General features: G+C 37.7%; 22 protein-coding genes and 6 tRNA genes. 8 read left to right on the plus strand and 20 right to left on the minus strand.

From position 1 onward, the window contains the following. Nucleotides 1-37 precede the first annotated feature (37 nt). Nucleotides 38-658 (minus strand): TetR/AcrR family transcriptional regulator, encoded by a 621-nt coding sequence (locus ACN19N_RS11915; protein ID WP_420002388.1) that lies wholly within the window; start codon nucleotides 656-658, stop codon nucleotides 38-40. Between the two features lie 113 nt (nucleotides 659-771). Between ACN19N_RS11915 and ACN19N_RS11920 the strand changes: the two genes are divergently transcribed. Beyond that, nucleotides 772-1,638, plus strand: coding sequence for a metal-dependent hydrolase (locus tag ACN19N_RS11920; RefSeq protein ID WP_420001399.1), 867 nt, complete (start codon nucleotides 772-774; stop codon nucleotides 1,636-1,638). Nucleotides 1,639-1,760: 122 nt separating this feature from the next. On the opposite strand, the gene ACN19N_RS11925 is transcribed toward ACN19N_RS11920, so the two are convergent. The 4 genes from ACN19N_RS11925 to ACN19N_RS11940 all read right to left on the minus strand — a co-directional run bounded on the left by ACN19N_RS11925 (nucleotide 1,761) and on the right by ACN19N_RS11940 (nucleotide 5,865). Continuing rightward, complete coding sequence (locus tag ACN19N_RS11925; protein ID WP_420001400.1) at nucleotides 1,761-2,906, minus strand: putative phage abortive infection protein; 1,146 nt, start codon at nucleotides 2,904-2,906, stop codon at nucleotides 1,761-1,763. Nucleotides 2,907-3,346: 440 nt separating this feature from the next. After that, nucleotides 3,347-3,862 carry a hypothetical protein gene (locus ACN19N_RS11930; protein ID WP_420001401.1) on the minus strand — a complete coding sequence of 172 codons (516 nt, stop codon included), beginning with the start codon at nucleotides 3,860-3,862 and terminating at the stop codon, nucleotides 3,347-3,349. A gap of 122 nt (nucleotides 3,863-3,984) precedes the next feature. Further along, a complete protein-coding gene (locus ACN19N_RS11935; RefSeq protein ID WP_420001402.1) occupies nucleotides 3,985-4,755 on the minus strand; it encodes a hypothetical protein in 771 nt (256 codons plus the stop codon). Nucleotides 4,756-4,791: 36 nt separating this feature from the next. Then, nucleotides 4,792-5,865, minus strand: a complete 1,074-nt coding sequence (locus ACN19N_RS11940; protein ID WP_420001403.1) for a DUF1176 domain-containing protein — start codon at nucleotides 5,863-5,865, stop codon at nucleotides 4,792-4,794. Between the two features lie 125 nt (nucleotides 5,866-5,990). Between ACN19N_RS11940 and ACN19N_RS11945 the strand changes: the two genes are divergently transcribed. Further along, nucleotides 5,991-6,740, plus strand: a complete 750-nt coding sequence (locus ACN19N_RS11945) for a DUF4850 domain-containing protein (protein WP_269228563.1) — start codon at nucleotides 5,991-5,993, stop codon at nucleotides 6,738-6,740. 57 nt (nucleotides 6,741-6,797) lie between these two features. Here the strand turns inward: ACN19N_RS11945 and sbmA are convergent, their stop codons facing one another. From sbmA to ACN19N_RS11970, 5 genes are all read right to left on the minus strand, one after another. Beyond that, nucleotides 6,798-7,997, minus strand: coding sequence for a peptide antibiotic transporter SbmA (sbmA, locus tag ACN19N_RS11950; protein WP_269228564.1), 1,200 nt, complete (start codon nucleotides 7,995-7,997; stop codon nucleotides 6,798-6,800). Nucleotides 7,998-8,226: 229 nt separating this feature from the next. Next, nucleotides 8,227-9,204 (minus strand): patatin-like phospholipase family protein, encoded by a 978-nt coding sequence (locus ACN19N_RS11955; RefSeq protein WP_269228565.1) that lies wholly within the window; start codon nucleotides 9,202-9,204, stop codon nucleotides 8,227-8,229. A 163-nt stretch (nucleotides 9,205-9,367) separates the two neighbouring features. Further along, nucleotides 9,368-10,843, minus strand: a complete 1,476-nt coding sequence (locus ACN19N_RS11960; protein ID WP_269228566.1) for an alanine/glycine:cation symporter family protein — start codon at nucleotides 10,841-10,843, stop codon at nucleotides 9,368-9,370. Nucleotides 10,844-10,937: 94 nt separating this feature from the next. Continuing rightward, nucleotides 10,938-12,173: a sodium/glutamate symporter gene (gene gltS / locus ACN19N_RS11965; RefSeq protein WP_269228567.1), complete on the minus strand. Its 1,236-nt coding sequence runs from the start codon at nucleotides 12,171-12,173 to the stop codon at nucleotides 10,938-10,940. A gap of 181 nt (nucleotides 12,174-12,354) precedes the next feature. Next, complete coding sequence (locus ACN19N_RS11970) at nucleotides 12,355-13,692, minus strand: DcaP family trimeric outer membrane transporter (RefSeq protein ID WP_420001404.1); 1,338 nt, start codon at nucleotides 13,690-13,692, stop codon at nucleotides 12,355-12,357. A gap of 436 nt (nucleotides 13,693-14,128) precedes the next feature. Here ACN19N_RS11970 and ACN19N_RS11975 point away from each other — a divergent pair, with 436 nt between their 5' ends. Next, nucleotides 14,129-14,821 (plus strand): nitroreductase, encoded by a 693-nt coding sequence (locus ACN19N_RS11975; protein WP_420002389.1) that lies wholly within the window; start codon nucleotides 14,129-14,131, stop codon nucleotides 14,819-14,821. 21 nt (nucleotides 14,822-14,842) lie between these two features. Here the strand turns inward: ACN19N_RS11975 and ACN19N_RS11980 are convergent, their stop codons facing one another. Next, on the minus strand, nucleotides 14,843-16,060 hold the full coding sequence (locus ACN19N_RS11980) for a multidrug effflux MFS transporter (protein ID WP_420001405.1): 1,218 nt from the start codon (nucleotides 16,058-16,060) through the stop codon (nucleotides 14,843-14,845). A gap of 141 nt (nucleotides 16,061-16,201) precedes the next feature. On the opposite strand from ACN19N_RS11980, the gene yccS reads away from it, so the two are divergent. The 4 genes from yccS (at nucleotide 16,202) to ACN19N_RS12000 (ending at nucleotide 22,653) form a co-directional block, all read left to right on the plus strand. After that, a complete protein-coding gene (gene yccS, locus ACN19N_RS11985) occupies nucleotides 16,202-18,376 on the plus strand; it encodes a YccS family putative transporter (protein ID WP_420001406.1) in 2,175 nt (724 codons plus the stop codon). 79 nt (nucleotides 18,377-18,455) lie between these two features. After that, nucleotides 18,456-19,040 (plus strand): YcxB family protein, encoded by a 585-nt coding sequence (locus ACN19N_RS11990; protein WP_269238394.1) that lies wholly within the window; start codon nucleotides 18,456-18,458, stop codon nucleotides 19,038-19,040. A 158-nt stretch (nucleotides 19,041-19,198) separates the two neighbouring features. Continuing rightward, on the plus strand, nucleotides 19,199-21,736 hold the full coding sequence (locus tag ACN19N_RS11995; RefSeq protein ID WP_420001407.1) for a PepSY domain-containing protein: 2,538 nt from the start codon (nucleotides 19,199-19,201) through the stop codon (nucleotides 21,734-21,736). A gap of 131 nt (nucleotides 21,737-21,867) precedes the next feature. After that, entirely contained in the window at nucleotides 21,868-22,653 is a 786-nt protein-coding gene (locus tag ACN19N_RS12000) for a YdcF family protein (protein ID WP_293743781.1), read from the plus strand. A 31-nt stretch (nucleotides 22,654-22,684) separates the two neighbouring features. Here the strand turns inward: ACN19N_RS12000 and ACN19N_RS12005 are convergent, their stop codons facing one another. The 9 genes from ACN19N_RS12005 to ACN19N_RS12045 all read right to left on the minus strand — a co-directional run bounded on the left by ACN19N_RS12005 (nucleotide 22,685) and on the right by ACN19N_RS12045 (nucleotide 25,355). Further along, nucleotides 22,685-23,155 (minus strand): DUF2750 domain-containing protein, encoded by a 471-nt coding sequence (locus tag ACN19N_RS12005; protein ID WP_004664639.1) that lies wholly within the window; start codon nucleotides 23,153-23,155, stop codon nucleotides 22,685-22,687. An 87-nt stretch (nucleotides 23,156-23,242) separates the two neighbouring features. Beyond that, a tRNA-Val gene (locus ACN19N_RS12010) sits at nucleotides 23,243-23,318 on the minus strand. A gap of 101 nt (nucleotides 23,319-23,419) precedes the next feature. Then, a tRNA-Asp gene (locus tag ACN19N_RS12015) sits at nucleotides 23,420-23,496 on the minus strand. A gap of 38 nt (nucleotides 23,497-23,534) precedes the next feature. Continuing rightward, a tRNA-Val gene (locus tag ACN19N_RS12020) sits at nucleotides 23,535-23,610 on the minus strand. A gap of 103 nt (nucleotides 23,611-23,713) precedes the next feature. Next, nucleotides 23,714-23,790 (minus strand) — tRNA-Asp (locus tag ACN19N_RS12025). Nucleotides 23,791-23,834: 44 nt separating this feature from the next. After that, nucleotides 23,835-23,911 (minus strand) — tRNA-Asp (locus tag ACN19N_RS12030). A 23-nt stretch (nucleotides 23,912-23,934) separates the two neighbouring features. Further along, nucleotides 23,935-24,010: transfer RNA gene (locus ACN19N_RS12035), tRNA-Val, on the minus strand. A gap of 163 nt (nucleotides 24,011-24,173) precedes the next feature. After that, complete coding sequence (elsL, locus tag ACN19N_RS12040; RefSeq protein ID WP_269238398.1) at nucleotides 24,174-24,683, minus strand: cell wall-recycling L,D-carboxypeptidase ElsL; 510 nt, start codon at nucleotides 24,681-24,683, stop codon at nucleotides 24,174-24,176. Between the two features lie 306 nt (nucleotides 24,684-24,989). After that, nucleotides 24,990-25,355: a YbaN family protein gene (locus tag ACN19N_RS12045; protein WP_269238399.1), complete on the minus strand. Its 366-nt coding sequence runs from the start codon at nucleotides 25,353-25,355 to the stop codon at nucleotides 24,990-24,992. 100 nt (nucleotides 25,356-25,455) lie between these two features. Between ACN19N_RS12045 and ACN19N_RS12050 the strand changes: the two genes are divergently transcribed. Continuing rightward, the gene (locus ACN19N_RS12050) at nucleotides 25,456-26,337 is read left to right on the plus strand and encodes a DUF1853 family protein (protein WP_269238400.1); all 882 of its coding nucleotides are present in this window, start codon (nucleotides 25,456-25,458) and stop codon (nucleotides 26,335-26,337) included. The last annotated feature ends 16 nt before the right edge of the window (nucleotides 26,338-26,353 follow it).

Genomic DNA, 26,353 nt, shown 5'->3' on the forward strand with positions numbered 1-26,353 from the left:
TCTAATTTCTAACAAAACCCGCTTTAGAGCGGGTTTTTTATATTTTTAATTTATTACGATCATCATCAATATAAGACATTGTAATATCAATCAGACAATCAATTAATTCTTCAAAAGTAAAACCCATATTTTGAGATGAAAAGAAATTCATTGTCAGTGCCACACTGGAATTAATTAAAACATAAACCATCAATTTCAGATTTTTTATTCTGAGCACTTCAGGATGTTTCACCGCGTATTCAATCGCTAATGTATTGATTGCCTTCACTGCTTTTACATGACTGGCTTCGGTACTATATTTGCTCGAAACACTGAGCCAATAAAAATATTTATTCTCATCTGCTGCTAAGAACTCACCAATATGTAAAAAAATTGATCGAATCGCTTCGGGAATTTCCATTTCCTGAATGCTTGGAATGACCTCGTAAATCACTTTGGCAAGCTCAGCAATAAAGTGTTGTTGCATCTCTACAAACAAGGCTTCTTTGTTTTTAAAATATTCATAAAAACTTCCAGAACCAACTCCCGCAATCTCACAGACTTTCAACACGGTAGTATGATCTAATCCATTATTTTTTACTGATATAAATCCTGCATCAACTATAGACCTATAAGTATTTTTAGACCTACTTTGTTTTGGTTTTCTTATAGTTACCATTATAAAAATCTCATCCTTAAATCCGTCTTTTTTCCGTATAAATTCACTGATAGATTCTATATACATACTAAATTTTGTTCAAATTATCTTCTACAGATGACAAGGAAAAAAAGATGAATATATCAGTACAATCTCTACAACGAATCGTCCGTCGTAATGTGATTATTCCTTTAGACAAAAACAAAAAATTTACTTTTTACTATGAAGATAATTCTGTTGTGACCTCTCTGTTTGTGGTTTTATCTGCGATGTTTCCACCAGGTGAAATGTTCTTCATCGAGAGCGTGCGTAATGTTCGTGATCAAACTACGGATGAAAAGTTACTCGAAGATATTCGTAATTTTATTGCACAAGAAGCTTTTCATAGTCGAGAACATAAATCCCTGAATGAGCATCTGATTCAATCAAATTATCCAGAGGTAGTCGAAATCGAAGCCTTAACCAAAGCAAGATTGGATAAATTTCGTAAACTTCCCAAAGTTGAGCAATTAGCGGCTACTGTAGTGATGGAACATTTCACTGCTACACTTGCTCGCCTACTGTTAACTGATCCATTAATCAAACAGAAAACCACTCAAGAAAGTCGAAATCTTTGGGAATGGCATGCGCTGGAAGAACTGGAACATAAATCTGTTGCTTTTGATGCGCTGAAAGCGATTGGTGGTAATACGGTTAGAAATAGAAAAATTGCTTTGATTCGAGTGGCTCGATTTATTGCTCCAATCACCTTTCATTATTGGATTCAGATTTTAAAACGTAAGGATATTAAGTTTTCAACCAAAGAACTGAAAGATGCATTTTATTTGGCATTCGGTGGTGTGAATCGTTTAGGTATTTTCTCTCGCACGTTTATAGAAATGCTTGATGTCAGAGATCAACATTTCGATCCACTGGATATGCAGACAGAACAACTAGAAGCTGAATACCGTGATAAGCTATTTGGAGAAAATGGCATTTTAAAAAGTGCACTTAAAAGCTAAGTAGTTTTGAAATAGAAAAAACTTAAATAAGCTCGTCTTTCATTCAAGGGTAAGTCAACGCAGCTTAAGCGAATGAGTTAATTGATTGGATAAAGTGATCTCATTTCGAAAGAAAGACCGCTTTAGAGCGGGTTTTCTTTAAGCTCAATTAAATTATTGGAAAAGGAATTAATTATTAAATAATAGTTTAGACCACCAATTTGAACCTCAATACCACTTATTGAGACATACCAGCTACAAATTTGTCTTTGCATTTCTTGCCCCTGATAGCTACCCCACCATGCTAGTTGAAAATTAACTCGATCCCAGTCTAGATATATTTTCAAATCAATATTTTTATTTTCAACAAAATTTTCCCCATGAAATTTTTTCATCAAATAATTGTTAATATAAAGCTTGTAGTTCTGAATTTTCTTCTCAAAAAAAATATTTAAAAAAACTTTTTCCTTAAATTCTTTATAATAAATAGACTGATCAAAAATTCTTTCATCATATGTTGTGAGACATTCAAGCAACCCTAGATTTAAATCTTTTTCATGATCAACAATATAAAATGGCATGTGTTCTAAAAAATTATAGTTTTCTAGAAAACCTTTATATTCTTTAAAATTTTCATGGCAGTTTACAGCCAACAATTGAAGTAATTTTGTTGAAATACTTGCTCTCAAAATATTGGAATATGCTTTTTTAATCTTTTGTTCCTCTTCTTTGTTATCTAAAGAGATCCTATTCTCGATGTTCTTAAAAATTTGATAAAGACAAATAAAATACTGTGAAAGTTCAGCATTTTTTAATATTTCGTCTCTTCTTCTGGAATGGCCTTTATCTCTGCTACTGAACTGGCATCTAAAAACATCATAATAAATTTCATTTATTTTTATCTGTCCATAATCACCTGTTTTATATAATATTTCCTCAATTCTTTTTAGATTATGAAATAACCCCCAAAATATTGCATCAAACTGTTGATTACTTAGTAACTCATTACTATTTCTTAGCTCTTTTTTACTGACGTCTAAAGTATTAGAAGTTACTCTCCATGTTCCAAATAAAAGTAAAACACTAATCAGACCTATAATTGGATTAATTGTACCTCCAATAAAATCACCAAAAGTCCCCCAATCACCTATTTGACTTTCTTGCAAATCCTCCTTAATCAACTCAATTTTTACATATGAATTTTCTTCTTGATTAGATTGTTTTTTTTGACTCTCTGATTCATTTTTCGAATAATCTTTTAATTGAATAACCCCATCTTTAATATCCATGTTTTCTTTTAAATAAGGAAAATACAGAGAGTTCCATAAGAAAAATAGTATAAAAAAAATAAATACACTCGGTAAAAACCATTTACATATATCAATTTCCAATTTTGTCTGTTTTTTAATCCAAGTACATAGATTCTTTAACGAGATAATTTTTCGATATATAAAATTGCACTTAGCTTCGGCCCACCATAAAACAATAGTGATAAGGAATAAGCATGACAAAACAAAATAAAGCATAAATTTAAAGTATTCTTATAAAATTCAGCGCATTATCACATAGAAATCTAGATTTAAAAACAACATGACGATCAAAAAATTATGAATCTTCTCAAAATAAAAGTCTTAGGAACGAATTCAGAAATTAAATTGATTCTGTGTTTATAACTGCTTAAATTATTGAAATTCTCTCTCCTTTTTTAGGTAAGGGCTAGAGAGAAATACTATCTCAACACACCCAACTTATTCCAAATATCAGGCGTTAAAAAAGTCGTAACCAATTTATTTAAATCAATATAACGCAACGTCCCTTGCAACTGCTGTCTGACCGCAGGGTCTTTGACAATATCCTCACCCGCACTCTGACCTAACTGCTGAAAAGCCTGTCCAACTGCTTGAATTCCTTCAGCCTGAATCACTGCTTTGGTCTGCGTCGAACACTGCTCCACAATCACACGTTGTAAAACCTGTGCCAATTTCTGATCTAACTGGTTCTTTTGCTCAGGCGTAACATTACTAAAAGACTTTAAATCAGGATGTGCAGCCAAAGCACTAAAAGTCCATTGCAAAACTGTGGTCTTATCCGCAGCGGTCGTGGCTTTCACCAAGCAGTCACTCAATTGATCAACCGTTGGACCTGCTATAGCTATTTGCGTTGTCCCCAACACAGCCGCAGCCATGATCACAGAACGACTCAAATGAGAAAATTTACGGCGAGAAAAAATATAAACAGGAGACATGAGCACAGTTCCAAAACGCAATCTGTCTCTTTGTACCACGCACTATGCAAATCATCTGTTATGACGCTGTAAATTGCGTAAGCCCAACGCCTTAAAACTTTGGCAAAATGTAAAACTCGAACTTAGCCCTGTCCTTGATAATCCCAATTTGCAGGAATATTTGGCTGTTTGGGTGCTTTATTTAGATCAATATTCAGATTGCGACTACCCTTAAATGATTTCTCACCCGAATCTGATGCTGGTGATACTTCTAAACTGTAACGATAACGGAATTGCCACAACATCGGCTTGATCGGACGAATATCCAGACTCAAACGATCTTCATCATGGCACTTGCCTTTAGAACTTTCATAATCTTGTTCAGAGAAACATGCCCGAATCATACGATTAAAACTAAACGGATAATTTTCAATAAAACGATGTGTCTGACCTGAATCCTTTAACTCGTAAAAGCTGGCACGTTCAATTCCTGCACCACCACCCGAATACATTTCTGAAAAGGTATCAATCACGGCAATCGCATAACGATTTTGATCCATAGGGAATAGCTTAGGAAAAACATATTGCCCCGATCTTGCCATTTCATCCACAGGAGATAATTGAATATGCCACTGTTGCAACAATTTAAATCCAGTGGTCGAGATGCCAATTTGAGCAACATTTCCATCTGACAATAACCATAAACTTTGGTCAGTGGTTTTTAAACTACGCCATTGCGCACGCTGCTGACATAAGTCTTTCACCTGTTCACATAGCTGTGTCTGTTCCGTTTGGCTGAGTTGCCCTTTTTTAAACTCTAATATCTGCAATGGCGCAGCAAAAATTGAGGAACTAAAACAACTGAATGAAACTGTTAAAATCAGCCCACGTAAATGAATTTTATTATTCAGCATGATATTTCCTTAGGCTATTTTTATATATTCAAAATGCTATTTTACAACTGCTTCGATTTTATCAAGCTCCCATACTCCCCCCGCAGCAAGCCCTTTACACATACCTGTCCACATATCTTTGGTATGTACAAATTTCTGACCATCCCAGACCCATTCATCACTCGACCAACAATCTCCTATGCCACGACCTTTTTGTGCACTACTCATCATCCCTGAACCAAAGTCAGAGGCATGTTCCATCACCAAAGTCGCTTTTCCTGTTAATGATTGATCGAGTACCCACGCACCATAGCCCTCGTTATAGGCTGCTCGCCAACACAAAGTCATCGCCAATACTTTATTGTTACTTAACTTATAAAGCTCGATTGGTTGCGATTCTGTTCCATCACCATTATAGATGCCCTCACAGAATCCCTCCTCTTTGGGGATCGGTTGTGCTGCCATCAAACGTTGATATACAGATTGATACTGTTTCGTTTTAGGTTGTAAGGTTAGATAAGGTTTATCGGCTGTTTTCACCTGTTTCACAACAAGTTTAGGTTGAGCAGCCAGAACCTTAGATTCATCAGTACTGCCTTTTTTAATTAATGCACCCACTGTACCAACACGTTTTTGAAAATCATCCATCTTCAACAGAACAGCAGTCATTCCTGTATCAGAGATTTGCCATTGGACATTTGAATTTTTAAAGACAATATCTGTCTTTTGTTTCGCTTGTTGCAGCAATCCATTGACCTGATTTGTAGAAAGTTTCCCCATGATTGGGAACTCAGTGCCATCAACAGCAACTTGTCCCAAATCTTTTCCATTCACATAAAAATGAATATTTTTAAGTTTCACGGCTGAAAATGATTGCTCCTCAAAATTTGCAAGCGCGAACTCGGCACTGACTGTTTGCTTTGCTCCAGCTTTGCGCGTTAATAACACCGATGCAGGTTCATTTTGCCCGTCTTCATTTTGATAACCCGCAGCGCGGCATGTCCCCGTATTGCTACAATAAATTTCCCAGTCTTGGTGTGAAAATGAAATGCCTTTGATCTCTTGTGCGAAGCTAGTAGAACTTAGTGCCATAAAGCAGCAAACTGAAACTATATTCTTTACTGGTATCATCCTGTATTACTCATATTTATTATCAAACTTGAAAACAGTTTAAAGGGCTGATCTACACTTGTCATATGTCATTTTATTGCAGAAGATACTAGCTTAAAACAAACTGAGTTTGGTCAAATTTAAAAATGAAAAGAACAATTTTATTTCCCACGATTTTAATAAGTATGTTCTCCTCAGCCACTCATGCTGAAATTACGGTATTTAAAGCAAATTTCCCTCAGTTTTCAAATAGTGCAAAAGAACGAAAAGCAGAAAATCAAATTTACCCTCTCGGTGAAGTTTCTTTTGCAAATGATGTTCGAGTGCCTTTTTACGGGGTAACTGCACTCAACCCTGTGGAAAATGGTTTATTAAAAGATTTTAAACAATGTTCAGCGAAAAGCTGCCATTTCGACTTTAAACTGGATGCCATACAAGCGAAACATCTTAAATTATTGGCTATCCCTGAAATTGGTATCGTTTTAGTACCCAAAGACTGGAAAGATATTCAAGCAAGTGCAGGAGCGAATGGTACTGGATCTGCCTTAATTATGAGTCAAAATCAAAAACAAGCAATTCAGCTTTATGATTCATCATTTTGTGTAGGTTGCGGCATGCCAAACGCGACGCTTTATTTTCCGCATCTTTTAAAACAAAGTGTGGAATATGAATACGGCGGTTATCAAGATCCGCTTAAATTACTGAAGATCGTACACCCTTCAAAACAAGTCGCATTCTTTAGTTATCAAATTCCTAAGCTGAATAACAGAACACATGGCATTGCTAAATATCAGGATGAAGACACGTTTAACTTTAGAGAAATCAAAGTCACTTTAGACAAATCACAACAACACGTGGTTGGAACGATTCTAAATTTCTACAATACGACCCATTAATAAAAAGATGGGCATAAAAAAACCTGCTATGTGCAGGCTTTTTTATTAATGAATGACTTAATCTTTATCAAGAATAGATTCAAACGCTTTTAAACGTTTTCGAATCGATAACAGTTCAATAATCGTTTTCCATGAACTAACAAGATACTGGAAAGATGTCCCAACTTGTATAAAGACACCACGAATCTGATTAATTAAACCGAGTGTTAATAATCCCCCCGCAATTGCAGGAAATAAGACGACTAAACTATAGAGCACATCGAGTTGACCATACCATGAGGCTGTTAAATTAAAATACGTATAGTGAAAATATAATCGAAAATAGTTTTTGCGAACACGTCCAAAAAGCTCTTTTAACGTTGCAGGTTGTGCACGATCAGCATGATCTTCACCATAAACTAATTCTTTACGATATGCTGCTTCAACCTTTTGATTATTAAACTGTAGTCCTGGTAATTTAACACCTACCACCATGAGTAAAACTGTACCGAAGATTGCCCATGTAATGGCAGCCCAGACCAAAGAATATTGTAACTCTCCAACCAATGGAATCACAGGAACATGTTTTGAAAGCTGAAATAATAAGGGTAAAAAAGCAATCAGTGTCATCACAGACTTTACAAACTCAACCCCTAAATCTTCCACAATCGTAGCAAACCGCATGGTATCTTCCTGCACACGTTGCGCTGCCCCTTCTACATGACGTAACTGCTGCCAGTGTTCAGTATAATATTCATTCATTGCTGTCCGCCAACGGAATACATAATGACTGGTAAAAAAAGAATTTACGACGGCAAGAGTAATTGCAACCATTGCAATATATAGAAACACCATTGATTCTCTATATAAATCAGCAATATTCCCACCACCATTGGTCAACATTCTCTGAATCAAATCCCAGAATGGAACATACCAAGCATTGACAGCAACACTCACCTGTACTGCAAACCAGATATTAAACAATATGAATGCAGATCCCAATATTGACCAGTTTTGCCACTTGTTATCAGAAAAAAACCGCCAGAACCCTGCAAATAACCCTGTAGCAACTATAAACCACAAATAGAACCAGAGTGATGAAGATTCCCAAAAACGGCTAACCCCGACCGAAAGTTCAGCATCAGCATAACCTTTAGGAAAACCAAGATATTCACCCCAACTATGACCACCTGTATACCACAGCAGCATATTCAGAGCTAACCACACAACGACTGAAATAAAGAACAAGCGTGGGTTAGGAAAAAAAGATTTAAACATCGCGTTTAACAATCCTTGTATTGTTGCTATTGACGTTAGAACGTCATCCTATAATTTCAAACTTAAATTTGTCTGATAAAAAAGTTTAATGAATGGTAGTTATTTACCTGTTTTCTCAATTTTTTGATAGCTTTTTGTATCGTATTTACAATTTGTTTAATTAACATCGACTGGATAGACGAACTTAAATCTTATCGTTGTCTATCCTTAATTTAATATTTTGCGGAAACTATGGCTCAAGGCTACTCATTTTCAAAGCTAAATCCTGTTGATTTAAATCAACTTGCTTTGTTTTGCTTTTAATTACCCATTGAATGTGAGCCAATTTTTCTTTTGCTGCATCAACACCCGCCTGCATGGTCATTTCACGACCTTTGATATCAAAGATATGCGCTTTTTCACGTAGATCAGGCTGAATGACAATATCTGCATTTTTCAATTCTTCTTCAGCTAAACGTCCTTGCATAATGTTGATATTTTGGTTGAATAGCCCCCAAACATTACTGGTTTCGGTATGAATAGGTTGTGCCAAAATATCCACTGCAATCACCACATCTGCGCCTAAATCTCGTGCAACCTGTACAGGAACGGGACTGACTAGGCCACCATCAACATATTCCACATTACGGATCTTGGTTGGTACAAACATACTCGGAATCGAAGCAGATGCGCGTACTGCTTGGCCTGTATTACCATAATTGAATACAGTTTTGGTGCCGTCTTTTAGTTCCGTTGCAACCACATACATCGGGATTTTTAACTTCTGTAAAGGAATGTTTTGGACTTGCTCATTCACATAGTCCTCAACTTTTTTACCATCAAAGAAACCTTTTAAACTAACATTCACTTCTCTTACATCGGTAGCCTTAAGTTTAAGTGCAATATCTCTCAACTCTGCTGCGGATTTACCACTTGCATAAATTGAACCTACAATACTGCCTGCACTTGTACCTACAATAAAATCAGGGCGAATACCTTGCTGTTCCAACACTTCAAGTACGCCGATATGAGCATATCCACGTGCCCCACCACTGCCAAGTACTAACGCAACAACAGGTCTTTTTTCTTGTTGTTTAATATGTGCAAAAGGCTGAACAACTGCTTGTACTTGGGCATCTTCAATTAAAGGTTTTAAATGCGAAGTCGTTTGACAACCCGCCAAAATCACCATTGAAAGTCCAAGCGTCAATAATTTAAGCTGTTTCATATGCTGTCTTGCCATATCTACGTGGTTCTATCTTTTAATTTTAACGCCATTATTGGTGAAATGCTGTATCAATTTTTATGTATATATCCACAATATATTCATAAAAAAAGCCCCTCGAAAGGAGCTTTAATTTGATGAAATAAGCCTTTATAAATCCAATAACTTACCAGATATCAGAATCTACTTTTTTCTTCAATTCTGGATAATTATCAATCTTAAATTCAGGCTCTTTAATCCCTTTTTTAAGCTGAGAGATATAATCCTTCAATAAAATCAATGCTATCGGAGTCAGCAATAGAATTGCAACCAAGTTAATGGTCGCCATCAATCCCATCGATAAATCTGCCATAGACCAAACCAATGGAACGCTAGTGATTGCACCGAAGTACACCATAACCAATACTAAAATACGGAAAACAAGCATAATTTTAGGATTGTTATTGATGAACTGCACGTTACTTTCCGCGTATGCATAGTTACCAATAATCGAGGTAAAGGCAAATAAGAACAGAATAATAGCGAGGAAACCACCACCCCAACTGCCAATCTGACTCTCAAGCGCTTTTTGCGTTAAGGTTACACCCTCAAAACCAGCTTCGTGATACATGCCTGACACCATAATGATAATCGCAGTACATGAACACACAACGAAGGTATCTACAAAGACACCTAGCATTTGCACTAAACCTTGGTTTACTGGATGTTTTACATCTGATGCAGCAGCAGCATTTGGTGCTGAACCCATACCTGCCTCATTTGAGAACAAACCACGTTTAATCCCCATCATCATTGCCATAGAAATCATAGCACCGAAGAAACCTCCAGCTGCTGCTTCAAACTCAAAAGCTTTTGTGAAAATAAGTTTAAAGATTCCTGGCAACATTGGTAGATTGATGATGGCGATGTACAAAGCCACGATAATGTAAAGTAATGCCATGAATGGCACGATACCTTCAGCAACTTTTGCGATACGTTTAATACCACCAAAAATAATCAACGCTGTCATTATCACTAATCCAATGCCAACCCATGAGATTTCTAGATCTAAACCACCCAAACCTAAAGTTAGATTGGCTTTATCCCATCCCCACGCATGAGAAGTTGCACCAATAATCGCATTCGCCTGAACAGCATTAAACACAAACCCATAAGCTAAAATGAGGGAAAGCGCGAAAACAATCCCTAACCATTTTTGTTTTAAACCTTGAGTAATGTAATACGCAGGTCCACCACGGAATAGTTTATTTTGATGATCTCGCACCTTAAATAACTGTGCAAGCGATGACTCCACAAATGCAGAACTCATACCTAAGAATGCAGTAAACCACATCCAAAACACCGCACCTGGACCGCCTATCGCAATCGCAATCGCAACACCAGCAACATTACCCACCCCTACACGACTTGCCAGTCCTGTAACAAATGCCTGAAACGGTGTGATCCCATGCTCGTCCACACATTCTTTACGGCTGCCTTTCATGACTTTGATACTATGAAAGAACAATCTAATCTGTACTGCTTTCGTTGCAACAGTATAGAAAATCCCTACTGCCAGTAGAAAAATGACCAGAAAGTCCCATAAAGGATCATTAAAAAAATTTACCCAAGCCATCAGGGTGTCATTTAATTTTTCATTCATCACTTATTCGCTTTTAAATATTTTATGTACGCCCGTACATATACGATAACAATGGATGAACCAAAAAAGCCCCACATGGGGCTTTTGATCCGACTTAGGCAAAGAATTTCAAAATTAATTGAATTACTGTTGCATTAATTAAATCAACAAAGAACGCACCACAAAGCGGAACAATTAAAAATGCTTTATGTGATGGTCCATACATGTTGGTAATTGCTTGCATGTTAGCAACAGCTGTTGGCGTTGCTCCCATACCGAAACCACAGTGACCAGCAGCAAGAACTGCTGCATCATAATTTTTGCCCATGACACGGAAAGTAATAAATGCTGCATACAACGCCATGGTAATGGTTTGCGCACCCAAAATTACAACCAGCGGGCCAGCCAAATCGGCTAATTGCCACAACTTTAATGACAACAATGCCATCGCTAAATAAAGTGACAAAGATGCATTACCAAACACATCGATTGCACGATCAAAAATATCAACTTTTAATACGCTTTCTAAAATATTACGCAGGATGACACCACCACCCAATGCCCATACAAAGGTTGGTAACTCAAACCATGTGCCTTTGCTATAACCTGTCATAAACTCAGCAAATGCTAGACACGCCGCAAACATACCCAATGTGGTAATCGCATTATCGGCCGTGATTAAACGCACTTGATGTGGATTTTCAAATGGTGCGAGTTCGTCAGGGTGTTGATCTAAATGGGTATCACGATTCTTAATCGCAGTGGATGATTGTTCTTGAGCGAGGCTATAACGATTGATTAATAATTTTGCAAGTGGCCCACCAATGATGCCGCCAATGATCAAACCAAAAGTTGCACTTGCCATACCTAACGCTAATGCACCCTGAATTCCATGTTGGCTTTCAAGAATTTCACCCCATGCCCCTGCTGTACCGTGTCCACCTGTTAAAGTAATTGAACCTGCAATCAACCCGACCAAAGGATCAATACCTAAAAGCGTTGCGAGGCTCATACCGACAGCATTTTGAATCACGATAAACGAAGCAACACAGACTAGAAAAATAACCAGTCCTAGTCCACCTTCTTTTAACTTCATAAAATTGGCACTCAAACCAATTGAAGCAAAGAAAATCAGCATAAAACTCGTTTGTAATTGGCTACTAAAAACAATGCTATAACCCCACATTGAATGTACCAATAACGAAACAACAGCTGCAACCAAACCACCAGCTACAGGTTCAGGAATATTGTAACGACGCAAGAAATCAATTTGATTGACAAGAAAACGCCCTAACAGCAGCACAATGACGGCTGAAATCAGGGTATAAAAACCATTAAAAGTAAATTCCATATCTTCTTCCGTTTATTTTATTAGTCTTTTAGACGGTTTTTCCATCGTGTAGCTAATAAAATAGTAACTCTCAAAATGAGTGAAAACTCAATCAACTTAATAAAAAGCATACAGTTCTTTGTAAGAACTCAACCAAATGAAGCGATTGGTTTCCACGGATGATTACGTTTATAGGATTAGGCTAGAAGTTGTAGCGAGCCATTGCGCCTACGCGGTTATCCTTACCTTTTAGACCATTAAAAGTTTTACGTTCACCATAGATATACTCCAAACCAAATGTAATCGGAGTAACTGGTGAATACATGATGTTCCACCAACCTTGTTGTAAGGTTTTGTTCTGCGTTGTATCCGCAAATGCTTGTTGTGCAAATTGATTATTATCTTTTGCAAACATTGCACCATACGCTAAAGTACTACGCAATTTAGGGCTAACTTGATAAGTTGTACCAACGGTGAGTGCATCAAACTCATTCAGATTCAACTCAAAACTATTGGGATTTACATTAAAAGCATTATTGGTATAGAGCAAAAACTTACTATCACCTTTCACATGCGAATAATCGATCATCGCTTGTAAAGAATCAGAGAATTTATACTTGCTTCCTACCGCAACTCCCCAACCCAAATCAGCATCATCAGCACTCAATTGTTTATTATTTTGATCATAATTTGCCTTACTACGTGCCTCTGTCACTAACACACGAGCAGACATTGTTCCTTTGCCATCATCAAAATCATATTTTAACTTTGAGGTTAAAGCTGGCGCTCGGTTGTCGTCATTGCCTTTTTCTAAAGCAAGCATATAACTGATGTCTGGATTAAATTTTCCGCTATAGCGAACCATCGGAGTACGATAAGTACCGACTCCTAAAGGAGAATTGAAATCAATCATTTCTGGCTGTAAATCTGTCGCCAAGAACGTAGATGTAGTTTGACCAAATAACCAATTGTTTAAAGTCATATACGCATGACGAATACGAATCGTATCGTTACTACTACCACCACGAAAATCAACTTCTAATTTCCCACCAACATCCGCTTCTTGAATGGGTGCTTTAAAGTCGAGACCTAATCGTGTCACCGTCGCAGTGCTATAAAAACGATCACTATTTTTTTCATTTCCCTCAAGATCAACTTTATTGATTCGGTTGAAAATGCCATCGCCGCCTTTGGCTTGATACGATGCATCACCACGTAAAAAACCATATAACTGAACTTGTGCGCCTGAAGCAGAATTAAAACTTAAAGCTGATGGTTGAGAAGATGCTTCCGTATGCTTTGGCATGTTTTGGTTCTGCGCAGCCACAGATGTTTGTGTAGCTTGTTGAGGCATCTCATTTTTTTGTTTTGACTGTGGAACATATTGTTCCAATAAAGCTCTTAATTCTTTTACTTCATCTCGAAGTTGTTGAATTTGTTCTTGTTCGCTAGCAGCCTGCGCATTGTTCATCATGAAGACAGCAATGGTAAACGCCAATCCCTGAACTATGAACGGCTTACGGATGAGAGGTAAACTCATGAGAAGCTCCTGTATTCGTGTATATTTCAACATTTTCCATAAGCATAAAATTGGGTAAATAAATATGCTTATCATAGAAAACTTCCCTCACCTTCTTGGTCAGAAAAGCCTAATCAATTTTTAAAAAGGGCGTATTATGCATAAATTTAGATTATTGTGTGTATTTTTTTATTCCAATCATCATAACGATTTCAGCGTGTATCAATAAATACTATTTCTATTTCATTGTGTTACAAATATATTTCTTTTTCACATAAACATAACAAATTAAAAATTTTATGGATAATCTCATCTCGTTAATCTTTACTCGACTATTTTTTAATCAAATCTCAATCTACGACTAAAAATCCATCCTCAAATCTATCTTATTACTTTATAGTCTCACCACATGAGAAAGAGCAATAAGCTTAGGAACCTTAAGATGAACATGTAACAAATCCGCTATGTGGATGATGCGATTACAACCCGTCATTCTGTACGTGCATTTTTAGATACGCCAGTTGCAACAGAGACAATCAAAGATATTTTAAATGTTGCCGCTCGTGCGCCATCAGGTACGAATACTCAACCATGGAAAGTCTATGTGGTAACAGGCCAAAAACGCGCCGAGATGATTGAGCGAGTTTGTGCTGCTCAACAAGCACTTTTTCAACAACCAGAACTCGCTGAAGAATATCAAGAAACTTTCGCCTACTACCCTGAAACATGGATTTCACCATTTATTGATCGTCGTCGTGAAAATGGCTGGGGACTATATGGTTTGCTAGGTATTCAAAAAGGCGAAAAAGAAAAAATGGCTGCGCAACAATTGCGTAACTATCAATTGTTTGATGCGCCTGTCGCACTTTATTTTACAGTCAATAAAGCAATGGGAATTGGTTCAAAAATGGATATTTCCATGATGATCCAAAATGTAATGATTGCGGCAAAAGCACGTGGTTTAGATACTTGCCCACAAGCCGCATGGAATCATTTTCACCCCATCGTTTTAGATGTTTTGGGTGCTCCAGAAAATGAAGAGTTGGTTTGTACAATTGCCTTGGGATATGCTGATCCTGATCATATCGTCAATACCTTCATTACTCCCCGCGAACCCGTTGAAAACTTTACAGTATTTTTAGACCAGTAAATTGTTTAAATAACAGTATCTCTATGCAGAGGTACTGTTTTGTAGCTGTTTTCCAACTTTTAAAATTGCAAACAAACCTGCGCTAGTAAACATCAACATCATAATGCCCATATTGAGGCTCGCTTTCCATAACAAGAAATTTAAAATCACACCACCCAACAAACCACATGCAAACTGCATACTCCCCATAATCGCACTCGCAGTTCCAGCACGCGCACCCTGCTTAGACATCGCCAAAGCCATTGCATTAGGACCAGTTAATCCAATACCAGACACAACTAAAAAAAGACCAGACATTAATAACCACAATGGTGCATTCGCCATCAGCCCTGCACTGATGACAACAACTGCTCCAAAGCATTGAATCGAACCACCTAATCGTAACCGCTGAAAAATACCCATTCGAGTATTTAAGTGCTTATTGATTGAAGACATCAACATAATCCCAGCTGCATTAAATGCAAATGCATAAGAAAACTGTTGCTGAGACAATCCATACTGCCCCATAAAAACGGCTGAAGCAGAGCTGATATAACAGAATAATGCTGCGCCAGTTAAACAACCTGCAAACATTGGTACTCTAAAGCTGTCATCTTTTAGAATTGCAGCATAAAGTGTGGTGACTTGATAAGTCGATAATTTTAAACGGCGTTCAATAGGTAATGATTCTTTAAAGAAGAAATGTATACACAACCAGCAGATCACACCAATCATTGCCAGCGTCAGAAAAATAGCCTGCCATGGGAAAAATGTCAGAATCCATGCACCAAACATCGGGGCTAGAATAGGCGCAAGCCCCATTACGATCATCATGCTTGAAAAGGCTTGAGCTGAACCTTGCATGTCTAAGCGATCACGTATAGCTGCTCTCGCAATCACAACACCAACACAACCACCTAAAGCCTGAAAAATTCGTGCAGCAATCAAAGCCCATTCATTTGTTGTAAACGCACAAGCCAAACTTGCAATCACATAAAGGCTAAGCCCAAAATATAAGGGGGGTTTACGCCCAATACGATCACTCACAGGTCCGTAAATTAATTGGCCTATGGCTAAACCAAAAAAGTAAGCAGGTAATGTATTTGCAATCATTTGGGTACTTACCCCAAACTCATTTGCCATTTGGGGCAATGCGGGTAAATACATATCAATTGACAATGGACCGAGTGCTGTCAACAAAGCAAGTAACAAAATCCATGCTGTTGAATACTGACGCTGATTCGATTGTTCTACCTGCATAATCCTCTACTTTTCAAGTTTATTTATTTTTCTAAGCTTAGCATCCTCACCATATTTGTGCATAATATTAGCGTCTACTGATACCTGAAAATGTTAACAGGCATGACCATAAATTGATTGCCGAATATAAAAGGACAACCATTGAATCCTTGGCTCGCACGTTTAAAACAAACTACTTATAACACCACGTTAATGTATAACGTGCGTATGCTGATTGCTTTCGCAGGAACAGCATTCGTTCCTTATCTTTTAAATTTTCAACTTGCGACGATTCCACTGACTTTAGGCGTTGTTGCCGCAGCAATTAGTGATATTGATGATCGCTTTTCTGTCCGTATTCAGAACCAGATTTATACCTATATTGGATTTTTTATCACAGCTGCATCGGTTCAATTGTTATTCCCCTACCCAATTATTTTTGCAGTTGGATTAATTGTTTCCTGTATTGGATGGATTTTATTAGGCTCTTTGGGGCGGCGTTATGCGACCATCGCTTACGGATGTTTAGTGATTTCTGTCTATACCATGCTCGGTGTACACTTATTTGAACAATGGTATTTACAACCAGCATTCTTAGTTTTGGGAGCCGCTTGGTATGGATTACTTTCAACAATCAGTTTCTTGCTTTTCCCTGTACGAAAAGTACAAGACCAACTTTATGCATCCTATAATGCTTTAGGTAGTTTTTTATTTGCTAAATCAAACTTATTTGATGTGGACATGACTCCATCCAGTTATCAACAAAGTATGATTGATATTGCATTAGAAAATGGCAAATTGGTGGCTATTTTTAATGATATGCGAATGTCACTGTTAACCCGCTTAAAAGGTGACCGTGGTCAGAAAGATACACGTCGCAGTCTACAATACTATTTTGTCGCACAAGATATTCATGAACGTGCAGACTCCGCACATATTGATTATCAAAAGCTAGCGAAAGTATTTCAACACAGCGATATCTTATTCCGTTTTCAACGTATTCTCATGATTCAGGGTAAAGCCTGTCAGGATTTAGCCCAATCAATTTTAAGCCGTACTTCTTACGTGCATAACAAACGCTTTAAACACAGCTTTGAAAATTTAAGAGTTTCCTTAGAAAAATTAAGAGAAGATGGACTTTATGATCAAGTTCGCATCAATGCATTATTTGCACTCTATCAAAATCTTAAATCGATTGATGCACAATTACAGAATTTAGAAACGGAAAGAAATCTAAAATTAATCAATGCACAACAAGCAGAAAATCAATTAAAAGATGATGATCTAAAAGGTTGGAATGATATTCTAGTCCGTGTTAAACAACATTTAACCCCTGAGTCTGTGCTATTTCGCCATGCAGTTAGACTTTCAATCGTCTTGTTTATTGGTTATGTCTTTATTCAAGTAACCCATATTGCTTACGGTTACTGGATTTTGCTCACAGCATTGTTTGTTTGCCAACCTAACTTTAATGCCACCAAACGCCGCTTATATTTGCGAATTGTTGGAACGTTGATAGGCATTATTGTGGGGCTAACCATCATCTATTTTATTCCTTCGGTTGAAGGGCAACTGGTGATGTTAGTTCTCAGTGGCGTATTATTTTTAGAGCTTCGTAGTAAACAGTATGCTCAAGCGACAGCTTTTATCACGATTCTCGCTTTAATTAACTTTAATCTAGATGGTTCTGCATTTGCGGCAGGATTCCCACGCTTTATTGATACCTTGATCGGCTGTGCCTTGGCATGGTTTGGGGTCAGTTTCATATGGCCCGATTGGAAATTCCGTAGGCTACCTCGCTCGATCCAACGTTCTTTACAAGCCCAATGTACCTACTTAGCAGAAGTAATTCAGCAATATCATCAAGGTCGTAATAATGCATTAAATTATCGTGTAGTTCGGCGCGCTGCGCACAATACTGATGCAGAAGTTGCTTCTCTCATTTCCACACTTGCCACAGAACCCAATATTGAAGCTACTCAGAAAACTTTGGCTTTTGAGTTTCTATGTTTAAGTCATACTTTTTTAAGTTATATCGCTGCACTAGGCGCTCATCGTGAACAAATTCAAGATCAAGAGATTTTAACACTGCTCGATCAAGCATTGGATGATATTCAAGGTGCTCTGCTCAGAGATGAAGTCCCTGATTTATCAGCACAAAATATGATGCAAACTATACGAGAGCATTTAAATCGCAATGATGAAAACAATCAAAAATCCTTGATCATTTTGCAACAACTTTCGCTCATGCTGAGTATTTTAACTCGTTTAAGTATGCTCAAACAGAGTTTAAGCCATGAACCAAATGAAGATGGCACTGAGTTTGCATCTCTCTAATGTATCAGCCATTGGCATAATATCTTTGAGTGCCAATTGGTGTTAAACTTAACCCAGTTCTAAACTTATTTTTTAAACTATGACCGCCAAAACGCTATACGCTTATACGCTACAACCTGTTCCTTACGAAGTTTCTGAAGTTGAACAACGTCAAGCTCAACTGATGATTTGGCGTAGTACCAATAAATTCAGTAAAAAAGCATGGATGATTATGATTGCACTTGTGGTGCTTTCATTGGTTTCAGCAGGACTCATTAAATATTATTCGACTTATTCAACCGTCCTATGTTGGATCGTGATGATCGGTGTGATCCTCTTTTATCTTGTAAAAAAATTTGGTCTTGAATGGTACGTAAAACGTAAAATGAATGAGTTCCCTGTTCAAGAAATTAAAGGAATTCGTTTAGGTGTGCAACCACATGGTATTGTGATGCGCCAAAAGATGGGACTTCAAGAAGGCACCGCAACGATTGGTTGGAAAGACATTTACGAATGGTACAGTTCTCCTGATTTTATTTTGGTGAATTTCAAGGTAAAAACACCAAAAGGTGAAGAACAACAAGGTGCATATATTTTACCAAAACGTATGGACTCAAAGAATTTCCCGTTCACAACCATACGCAAACATTTAAATGAAACGGTAGGCGCAGCTAAATCAATCTAACCCATTATTCATACAAAGACCTCTCTTGATGAGAGGTTTTTTTAACCGTATTAATTTAATGATAATAATAATCAATATTCCCCACAACATACATATTATCGCCCTATTGTTCAGTTATAATTTTTAAATGAATCTCCTTTTCTTCTTATTTTCTGACCATGTCTAAAAAAGTCTTCTTCCAAATCCATTGGTTTTTAGGGATCACAGCAGGTCTCATTCTCTCTTTAATGGGCGTGACGGGTGCAATCTATTCTTATGATCAACAAATTTTAAAGTGGCTGAATCAAGACAGCTATGTTGTTAAAGTCGCTCAAACGCCTAAACTCACCCCTGCCCAACTGTATCAACATTTCAGTCGACAACAGCCTGAGATTGAAATAAATAGCATTACGATTGCATCAGATCCGACAATATCTTCAACCGTCAATATTAAAAAAGAAGGTGCTCGTCGTGGTTATAACATGATGGTTAATCCATACACAGCCGAAGTATTACCTGACATTAAGGGGCGTGATACGCTGCAATTTATTCAGCGTTTACATCGTAATTTAACCGCAGGTGAATTTGGGGCACAAATTACTGGCGCATCAACGTTGATGCTGATTTTCTTTGTATTGAGTGGCATCTATCTGCGCTTTCCAAAGAAACACTCCTTTAAACAATGGTTTTTTATTAAACCTAAACTCAAAGGTCGCAATTTTATTTGGGACTTACATGCTGTCGTTGGAACATGGATGGTTATGTTCTACTTATTATTCGCATGTACGGGCTTATACTGGTCTTATGATTGGTGGCGTGCAGGCATGTTCAACGTCATGGGCGTAGAACAACCGCAACGGAATCAACAAAATAATGAACATGGCAAAGATAAACAACCCGAACTGCAAAAGCAGCAGCTCAACACCATCCTGACCCAAACATGGAACGGTGTAAATGCACAAATTGGGCGTGAATATTCAAGCCTTACCTTAAATATTCCAAAGCATGATGATGCCAAAGTTGAACTCTCTTTTGTCGATGCAACGCCACAACATGAACGTGCGCGTAACCAAGCGATCTATAACTATCAAGATAATAAATTCGAAAAATTTGAACTGTATGAACAGAAAAAACTCAATGAAAAAATCATGAGCAGTATGCTACCTGTACATCGAGGTAGTTTTTTTGGCTCAACTTATCAATTTATTGCGATGTTGGCTTCATTGGCAATGCCTTTATTTTTTATAACAGGTTGGATGCTTTATCTTAAACGACGTAAGCAAAAAAAATTAACCCTTGCTGCACGTCAATCACTCAATCCACAGCAAATTGATCCAAATACCAAGCCTTGGTTGATTACTTATGCATCGCAAACAGGTGTAGCAGAACAACTCGCTTGGCTTACAGCAACGAGCTTACAAGAAGCACAACAACCAACGACCGTAAAACCAATTCAGCAACTGACTGAACAAGACCTACAACAAGCACAACAAGTTTTATTACTCATCAGTACCTATGGAACAGGCGAAGCACCCGACTTAGCAACAAGTTTCAGTAAAAAACTGATGCAGCAGCACCTTGACCTAAGTCAAATACAATATGCAGTCTTAGCACTCGGATCTAAAGAATATCCTGATAGTTATTGCAGCTTCGGCTATGCAGTAGATAAATGGTTAAAACAAAGCAATGCACAACCATTATTCGATTTAATCGAAGTAGATAATGCCAACACCAATGATATTCAGCGTTGGAATCAAGCATTATCTAATGTGACCAAGCATGAACTTAATGCCATGAATATCGACAAAGTGTTTGATCAATGGACATTAAGCCAACGCCATATTCTAAATCCAAATAGCTTAGGAGAAGCTGCTTATCATATTGAGTTAACAGCTCCTCATGATATCACTTGGCATGCAGGAGATATTGCCGAGATTCAATCAGGGAACAGTGTTAAAGAGATTCAAAACTTTTTGATTAAATACAAAATCTCATCCCAAACAATTGTTGAGTCATTGAATCAAAACATTGAACAGGCACTTTGGGATAAAAATTTAAGAGTTGATCTCAATGCTTTTAGCAACTTAGAAGAATTACTCAAGCAATTACCCGTACTACCAACACGTGAATATTCAATTGCAAGTATTCCAGCACAGCAATGCCTGCGACTGGTAGTACGTCAAAAGCGTGATGAGAATGCTCAATTAGGTTTAGGTTCAGGCTGGTTAACTGAATTTTCACAACTCAAAGACTCTATTTCCTTACGGATTCGCACTAACGAATCTTTCCATCTGATTGACGATAACCGTCCAATTATCTGTATCGGTAACGGCACAGGAATTGCAGGTTTGATGAGTTTATTACAGCAACGTAATCGACAAAACTATACGGCAAACTGGCTTATCTTTGGCGAACGCCAACGTGAACATGATTTCTTTTATCAAGAGACCATCCAAGCTTGGCTAAATATGGGCACACTACAACGTTTAGACCTCGCCTTTTCTCGTGATCAGGAACAACGCATCTATGTCCAAGATGTATTACGCAACAAGGCTAAAGAGCTGAGCAAATGGGTTGAGCAAGGTGCTGTCATTTATGTCTGTGGTAGTATCGAAGGTATGGCAACAGGTGTCGATCAAGCTTTAACAGATATTCTCAGCGAAGAAAAAATGAATCAACTCAGGCAGGCTGGACGTTATCGTCGAGACGTTTATTAATCCAACTTAAGTGTTAGTATTAAAAAACGAGTGCATCGGCACTCGTTTTTTTCATCAAACCATAAGAGAATTTGCCTTTCTTAGAATTTTGCATACACTGAGCACGATTCAAATTGACTACAATTAAGATTATGCAAATAAGTTCATGGGTTCGTCTTGTTTTAGCCCTTATCGGTTCAGTTCTACTCTTAGATGGCGCTATTCTGATCGCCTTTAAAAAGATTCATATTGGAACAATACTACCGCTACTACTTGGGCTATTTTTTTGCCTCTATGCTTATTTCTATTATTATATCGAGCGTTTCTTCTTCTATCATTTCCGTCTGCATTCGATTTGGCGCTTCGGCTGGTTGTGTTTCTGGATTTGGGTCGTCAGCTTAGGCTATTTTTTTAATTACATTTCAGACAACAATGCCAAAACTCAAAATATCCCTACGGTTAAAGCCATTATTGTATTAGGCAGTGGTGTTCAAAATGGACAACCTTCTGCAACATTGGCGAAACGCTTAGACCGTGCTGCTCCTGTAGCTTTAGCACAACCTTATGCCAAATTAGTCATGACAGGTGGTATTGATTTTGGTGAAACTGATAGTGAAGCGATTGTCATGTCACGTTATGTACAGCAGCACTATCATATTCCTGCCTCACAGATCATCTTGGAAGATAAAAGCACGAGTACTGAGCTAAATCTTAGAAATAGCCAACCCTTATTACAGGCACAGCAGATTAACATTCAGCAAGCGATTGCGATTGTAACCAGCGATTTCCACACATTACGCGCTGCCGCCATTGCAAAGAAACAAGGTTATCGTAATATCATTATGCTTGGCGCAACGACACCAGTGACGACACGCTATAATGCATGGTTGAGAGAATACTTTGCTTACGCCAGCGGTTGGCTTCTGAATGAATATTGATTGGGGTTGTCTCCCAATCAATTTATCTCATTTAATTGTGTAGACGAATATCTCTAGGCAAGGGTAACTTTAACTCAGCAAATACATCTGGTCGTTGTAAATAAATTTGGTAAAGAAAGTTTTTAATATCCAATAAAAAAGTATCAGGTGAAACCAATAGATTGTTACCCTCTGGGGTAAGGTCTAAAGATAGAATTGTATTATTTTCTTTTAAAAAAGGAATCATCTTTTCAATAAAAACCCAAAGTGACACTTCCTGAATCTCGTATTTAGCCCAATTATCTTTAATCAGTAATTTTGCCAAACCTTTATTTTGCCAAATCGATAATGCGTGTTGACCAGATGGGGTTGAACATAAGGCCCACCCATCATGATAAAGCGCAATAACTTGCCGTTGTATAATAATATTTTGAATAAATTGACGATAAATATCTTTTGGTGAGGAACTAGAATTTGTTGTTTGTGATTTCGACGCAGCCTTGCGTTGATATGGATTTTTCATAAAATATTCAATATTAGAATCATTATTGACGCTAATAATAAAATAATTCTATATAAATTACAAGGATTTGAACTAGAAGAGAAATTATGGTGGGCGCTGACGGGATCGAACCGCCGACATTCTGCTTGTAAGGCAGACGCTCTACCAACTGAGCTAAGCGCCCTGAGGAATAAAAATTGATTGAATATCAATTTTTATGACGCAAGACAAACGGAGTGCGTAGTGTCTTACATTATCACTCTCTTGAACAGGGAATCAAGAGAATGGCGCAGCGGACGGGGCTCGAACCCGCGACCCTCGGCGTGACAGGCCGATATTCTAACCAACTGAACTACCGCTGCACTACTTACTTCCATTAAGAAGTATATGTCACTAACTATGGTGGGCGCTGACGGGATCGAACCGCCGACATTCTGCTTGTAAGGCAGAAGCTCTACCAACTGAGCTAAGCGCCCTGAGCGAGGTAACAAATTTAAAGCAATGCTTTAAATATTGTTTAAGTATCAAAGAATCTAGACTCTAATTTACTTAACTCTATCTATTCTTGCAATCTTAAAGTGGCGCAGCGGACGGGGCTCGAACCCGCGACCCTCGGCGTGACAGGCCGATATTCTAACCAACTGAACTACCGCTGCACAATAATTTTGCAATTATAGGGTAAAACGATTTAAAACTTAAGTGGCGCAGCGGACGGGGCTCGAACCCGCGACCCTCGGCGTGACAGGCCGATATTCTAACCAACTGAACTACCGCTGCACTTGAGTTTTAACGTAAAGGCTTGGTGGGCGCTGACGGGATCGAACCGCCGACATTCTGCTTGTAAGGCAGACGCTCTACCAACTGAGCTAAGCGCCCTTAACGTCTTCATCGTTTGTGAGGTGCATTATAGAGAATCTTTACAGCCTGTCAAACGCTTTTGCCATTCTTTTCTGAAAAAAGCGTACGAATGATTAAAAAATAAGTAATTCATTGAAAAAATCAAGATTTTCGTATTTTATTTAAGCACTTATTCATATTTTCATCCTTCATTTTCTAAAGTATGTTCTGAAATATAAACCAATGCCTGCTCAGAAATCAGCTCAAATAACTCAATAATCTCATCATTCTTCATCCGAATACAGCCATGTGACATCGGAATGCCCATCGGTTCTGTATCAGGCGTGCCATGAATATAGATATATCGTTTAAATGTATCGCAACCATTTCCATGATTGAATCCATCTTCTAAACCATCCAACCATAAAATTCGTGACAAAATCCAATCACGTTGTGGAAATTGCTGTGCGAGTTGTTGGTTATACACTTCCCCTGTCGACTGACGTGCAATAAATACCGTATTTTTCTTTAGATCTGCCCCAATCTTTTGTGCGACTTGATGCCAACCTCTTGGCGTCTTACCGCTATTCTCTTGCTCGCCAATACCATTCTTGCCGGAAGAGATCACATAAAATTTATTGTGCTTTGGCAAACGTAGAATTTGTTGTGCTAAATCTATGACGATGTCTGCCTGATCAAGGGTATAAGTCATTTTTATCTCAACAGATGATAGAACACAGTTATTTCAACATAGACCAAAAGCTTTTTCTTGTATTTTTCGGTAGTTTTGATTGTTGATTGATTTTAAATATAAAAAACAAAACAGCATAATAAGGTCAAACATGCTGTTTTAGATCAGCAAAAAGTGGCACTTTAATCAATTCTCAGCCCCAAGGATTGCTTTTCTTAAGGTTATCATCTTGCGTATCAGGAATATATTCCGCAAGAGTGTTACTTTTCTTAATGCATTTACTCGAACATAGTTCTCGTCTTGCGCTCGGACAAAGCGTTGCTTTGTTTATCCTCGCTCAGGCTCGGGTCTTAACCACAACCACACAGCAACAATAAGCATAGTGAGATCTGTAAAAATTTTGACAAGGAATGGTGCCTTGGTAAACAGCATTAAAACACCGCTGATTAGCATCATAATACTGGCTATCCATTTTGCTTTACGCGGTACTGTCCCATTTTCACGCCAATTGCGTAAGGTTGGTCCGTATTTAGGATGATTCAAGAGCCAAGCATCCATTTCAGGCCATCCTTTCGATGCAGCCCATGCTGCAAGAATTAAAAATACAGTGGTTGGCATGCCTGGTAAAATTGCTCCAATGATTCCTAAAATGATAAAAATCACAACTAAACTACGCCAGAACAATGTTTTCATTGAGTAATTAACCAACACATGTTTACAACCATGCTAGTATAAATTGTTTTTATTGCTCTTTCTTAAACTTAACTTATTATTTCCATGATTGAGTAACAGCATGTCTAGCCTAATGAGTACGACCATTTTTTTTGAACCTTGGTTGCAGTTTAAGAATCCTATAGTACGTCATTTGGCTTTTTGCATCGCGAGTCCAAATATTCTAGCTCGAATCCCGCCAGATTTAGAGATAAAATATACTTTTGAGCTCCATTCTGATCAAATCTGGCAAAGTCATTATGAACGTTACGAAAAACGCTTAAAACAACTTGATCAACATCCGCAATCCCTCATTGATTTTCTTGCAAGACTCAAGAGTACTCGCCTTGGGCTACGATTCGAGAACTTACTTTGGTTTTGGTTATTAGATGATGAGTATCATCCCTATCAACTTTTAGGTCATAGCATTCAAAAAATTGCAGGATCGGTTACGCTAGGTGAACTAGATTTCGTCATTTTAAATCAAGACACGCAAGAAACTGAACACTGGGAAGTTGCGCTAAAGTATTACCTAGGCGAAAGTAACTTAGACTTAGCGCAATGGTATGGGTTAAATCGAGAAGACACATTACAAAGAAAATTGAAGCACTTCACTCAACGTCAATTTCAATTTACGGATGCAAATCATCATCAGATTCAACGAAAATTTGCAGTTATGAAAGGGCAATTATATTTACCAACTGATTTGAATCAGTTTGCACTCCCTAACTGGGTCAACTCGTCCCGACGTCTGGGATTATGGGGAACTAATATTCCCACAACAGATTACTATCGATTACAACGTCATGAATGGTTATGTCCTAATCAGCAAGCATCCTCAAAAAATGCAACATGGTGGACAAATGGTCTTTATTATCATGATACACCTAGTCCCTCTTTTTATATGTTTCGCCAACCCTCTTTATTATTCATTAGGTCTTCTTCATCAGATTATTTTTTATAAAGTAACATTTTATAAC

Source organism: Acinetobacter sp. LF10 (assembly GCF_048585715.1).
Lineage (GTDB): Bacteria > Pseudomonadota > Gammaproteobacteria > Pseudomonadales > Moraxellaceae > Acinetobacter.

What these genes read in the sequence shown, in the direction of transcription:
- ACN19N_RS11915 (WP_420002388.1), bottom strand. Translation starts at nt 658, where the DNA reads ATGGTAACTATAAGAAAACCAAAACAAAGTAGGTCTAAAAATACTTAT.
- ACN19N_RS11920 (WP_420001399.1), top strand. Translation starts at nt 772, where the DNA reads ATGAATATATCAGTACAATCTCTACAACGAATCGTCCGTCGTAATGTG.
- ACN19N_RS11925 (WP_420001400.1), bottom strand. Translation starts at nt 2,906, where the DNA reads ATGGATATTAAAGATGGGGTTATTCAATTAAAAGATTATTCGAAAAAT.
- ACN19N_RS11930 (WP_420001401.1), bottom strand. Translation starts at nt 3,862, where the DNA reads ATGTCTCCTGTTTATATTTTTTCTCGCCGTAAATTTTCTCATTTGAGT.
- ACN19N_RS11935 (WP_420001402.1), bottom strand. Translation starts at nt 4,755, where the DNA reads ATGCTGAATAATAAAATTCATTTACGTGGGCTGATTTTAACAGTTTCA.
- ACN19N_RS11940 (WP_420001403.1), bottom strand. Translation starts at nt 5,865, where the DNA reads ATGATACCAGTAAAGAATATAGTTTCAGTTTGCTGCTTTATGGCACTA.
- ACN19N_RS11945 (WP_269228563.1), top strand. Translation starts at nt 5,991, where the DNA reads ATGAAAAGAACAATTTTATTTCCCACGATTTTAATAAGTATGTTCTCC.
- sbmA (WP_269228564.1), bottom strand. Translation starts at nt 7,997, where the DNA reads ATGTTTAAATCTTTTTTTCCTAACCCACGCTTGTTCTTTATTTCAGTC.
- ACN19N_RS11955 (WP_269228565.1), bottom strand. Translation starts at nt 9,204, where the DNA reads ATGAAACAGCTTAAATTATTGACGCTTGGACTTTCAATGGTGATTTTG.
- ACN19N_RS11960 (WP_269228566.1), bottom strand. Translation starts at nt 10,843, where the DNA reads ATGAATGAAAAATTAAATGACACCCTGATGGCTTGGGTAAATTTTTTT.
- gltS (WP_269228567.1), bottom strand. Translation starts at nt 12,173, where the DNA reads ATGGAATTTACTTTTAATGGTTTTTATACCCTGATTTCAGCCGTCATT.
- ACN19N_RS11970 (WP_420001404.1), bottom strand. Translation starts at nt 13,692, where the DNA reads ATGAGTTTACCTCTCATCCGTAAGCCGTTCATAGTTCAGGGATTGGCG.
- ACN19N_RS11980 (WP_420001405.1), bottom strand. Translation starts at nt 16,060, where the DNA reads ATGCAGGTAGAACAATCGAATCAGCGTCAGTATTCAACAGCATGGATT.
- ACN19N_RS11990 (WP_269238394.1), top strand. Translation starts at nt 18,456, where the DNA reads ATGACCGCCAAAACGCTATACGCTTATACGCTACAACCTGTTCCTTAC.
- ACN19N_RS11995 (WP_420001407.1), top strand. Translation starts at nt 19,199, where the DNA reads ATGTCTAAAAAAGTCTTCTTCCAAATCCATTGGTTTTTAGGGATCACA.
- ACN19N_RS12000 (WP_293743781.1), top strand. Translation starts at nt 21,868, where the DNA reads ATGCAAATAAGTTCATGGGTTCGTCTTGTTTTAGCCCTTATCGGTTCA.
- ACN19N_RS12005 (WP_004664639.1), bottom strand. Translation starts at nt 23,155, where the DNA reads ATGAAAAATCCATATCAACGCAAGGCTGCGTCGAAATCACAAACAACA.
- elsL (WP_269238398.1), bottom strand. Translation starts at nt 24,683, where the DNA reads ATGACTTATACCCTTGATCAGGCAGACATCGTCATAGATTTAGCACAA.
- ACN19N_RS12045 (WP_269238399.1), bottom strand. Translation starts at nt 25,355, where the DNA reads ATGAAAACATTGTTCTGGCGTAGTTTAGTTGTGATTTTTATCATTTTA.
- ACN19N_RS12050 (WP_269238400.1), top strand. Translation starts at nt 25,456, where the DNA reads ATGTCTAGCCTAATGAGTACGACCATTTTTTTTGAACCTTGGTTGCAG.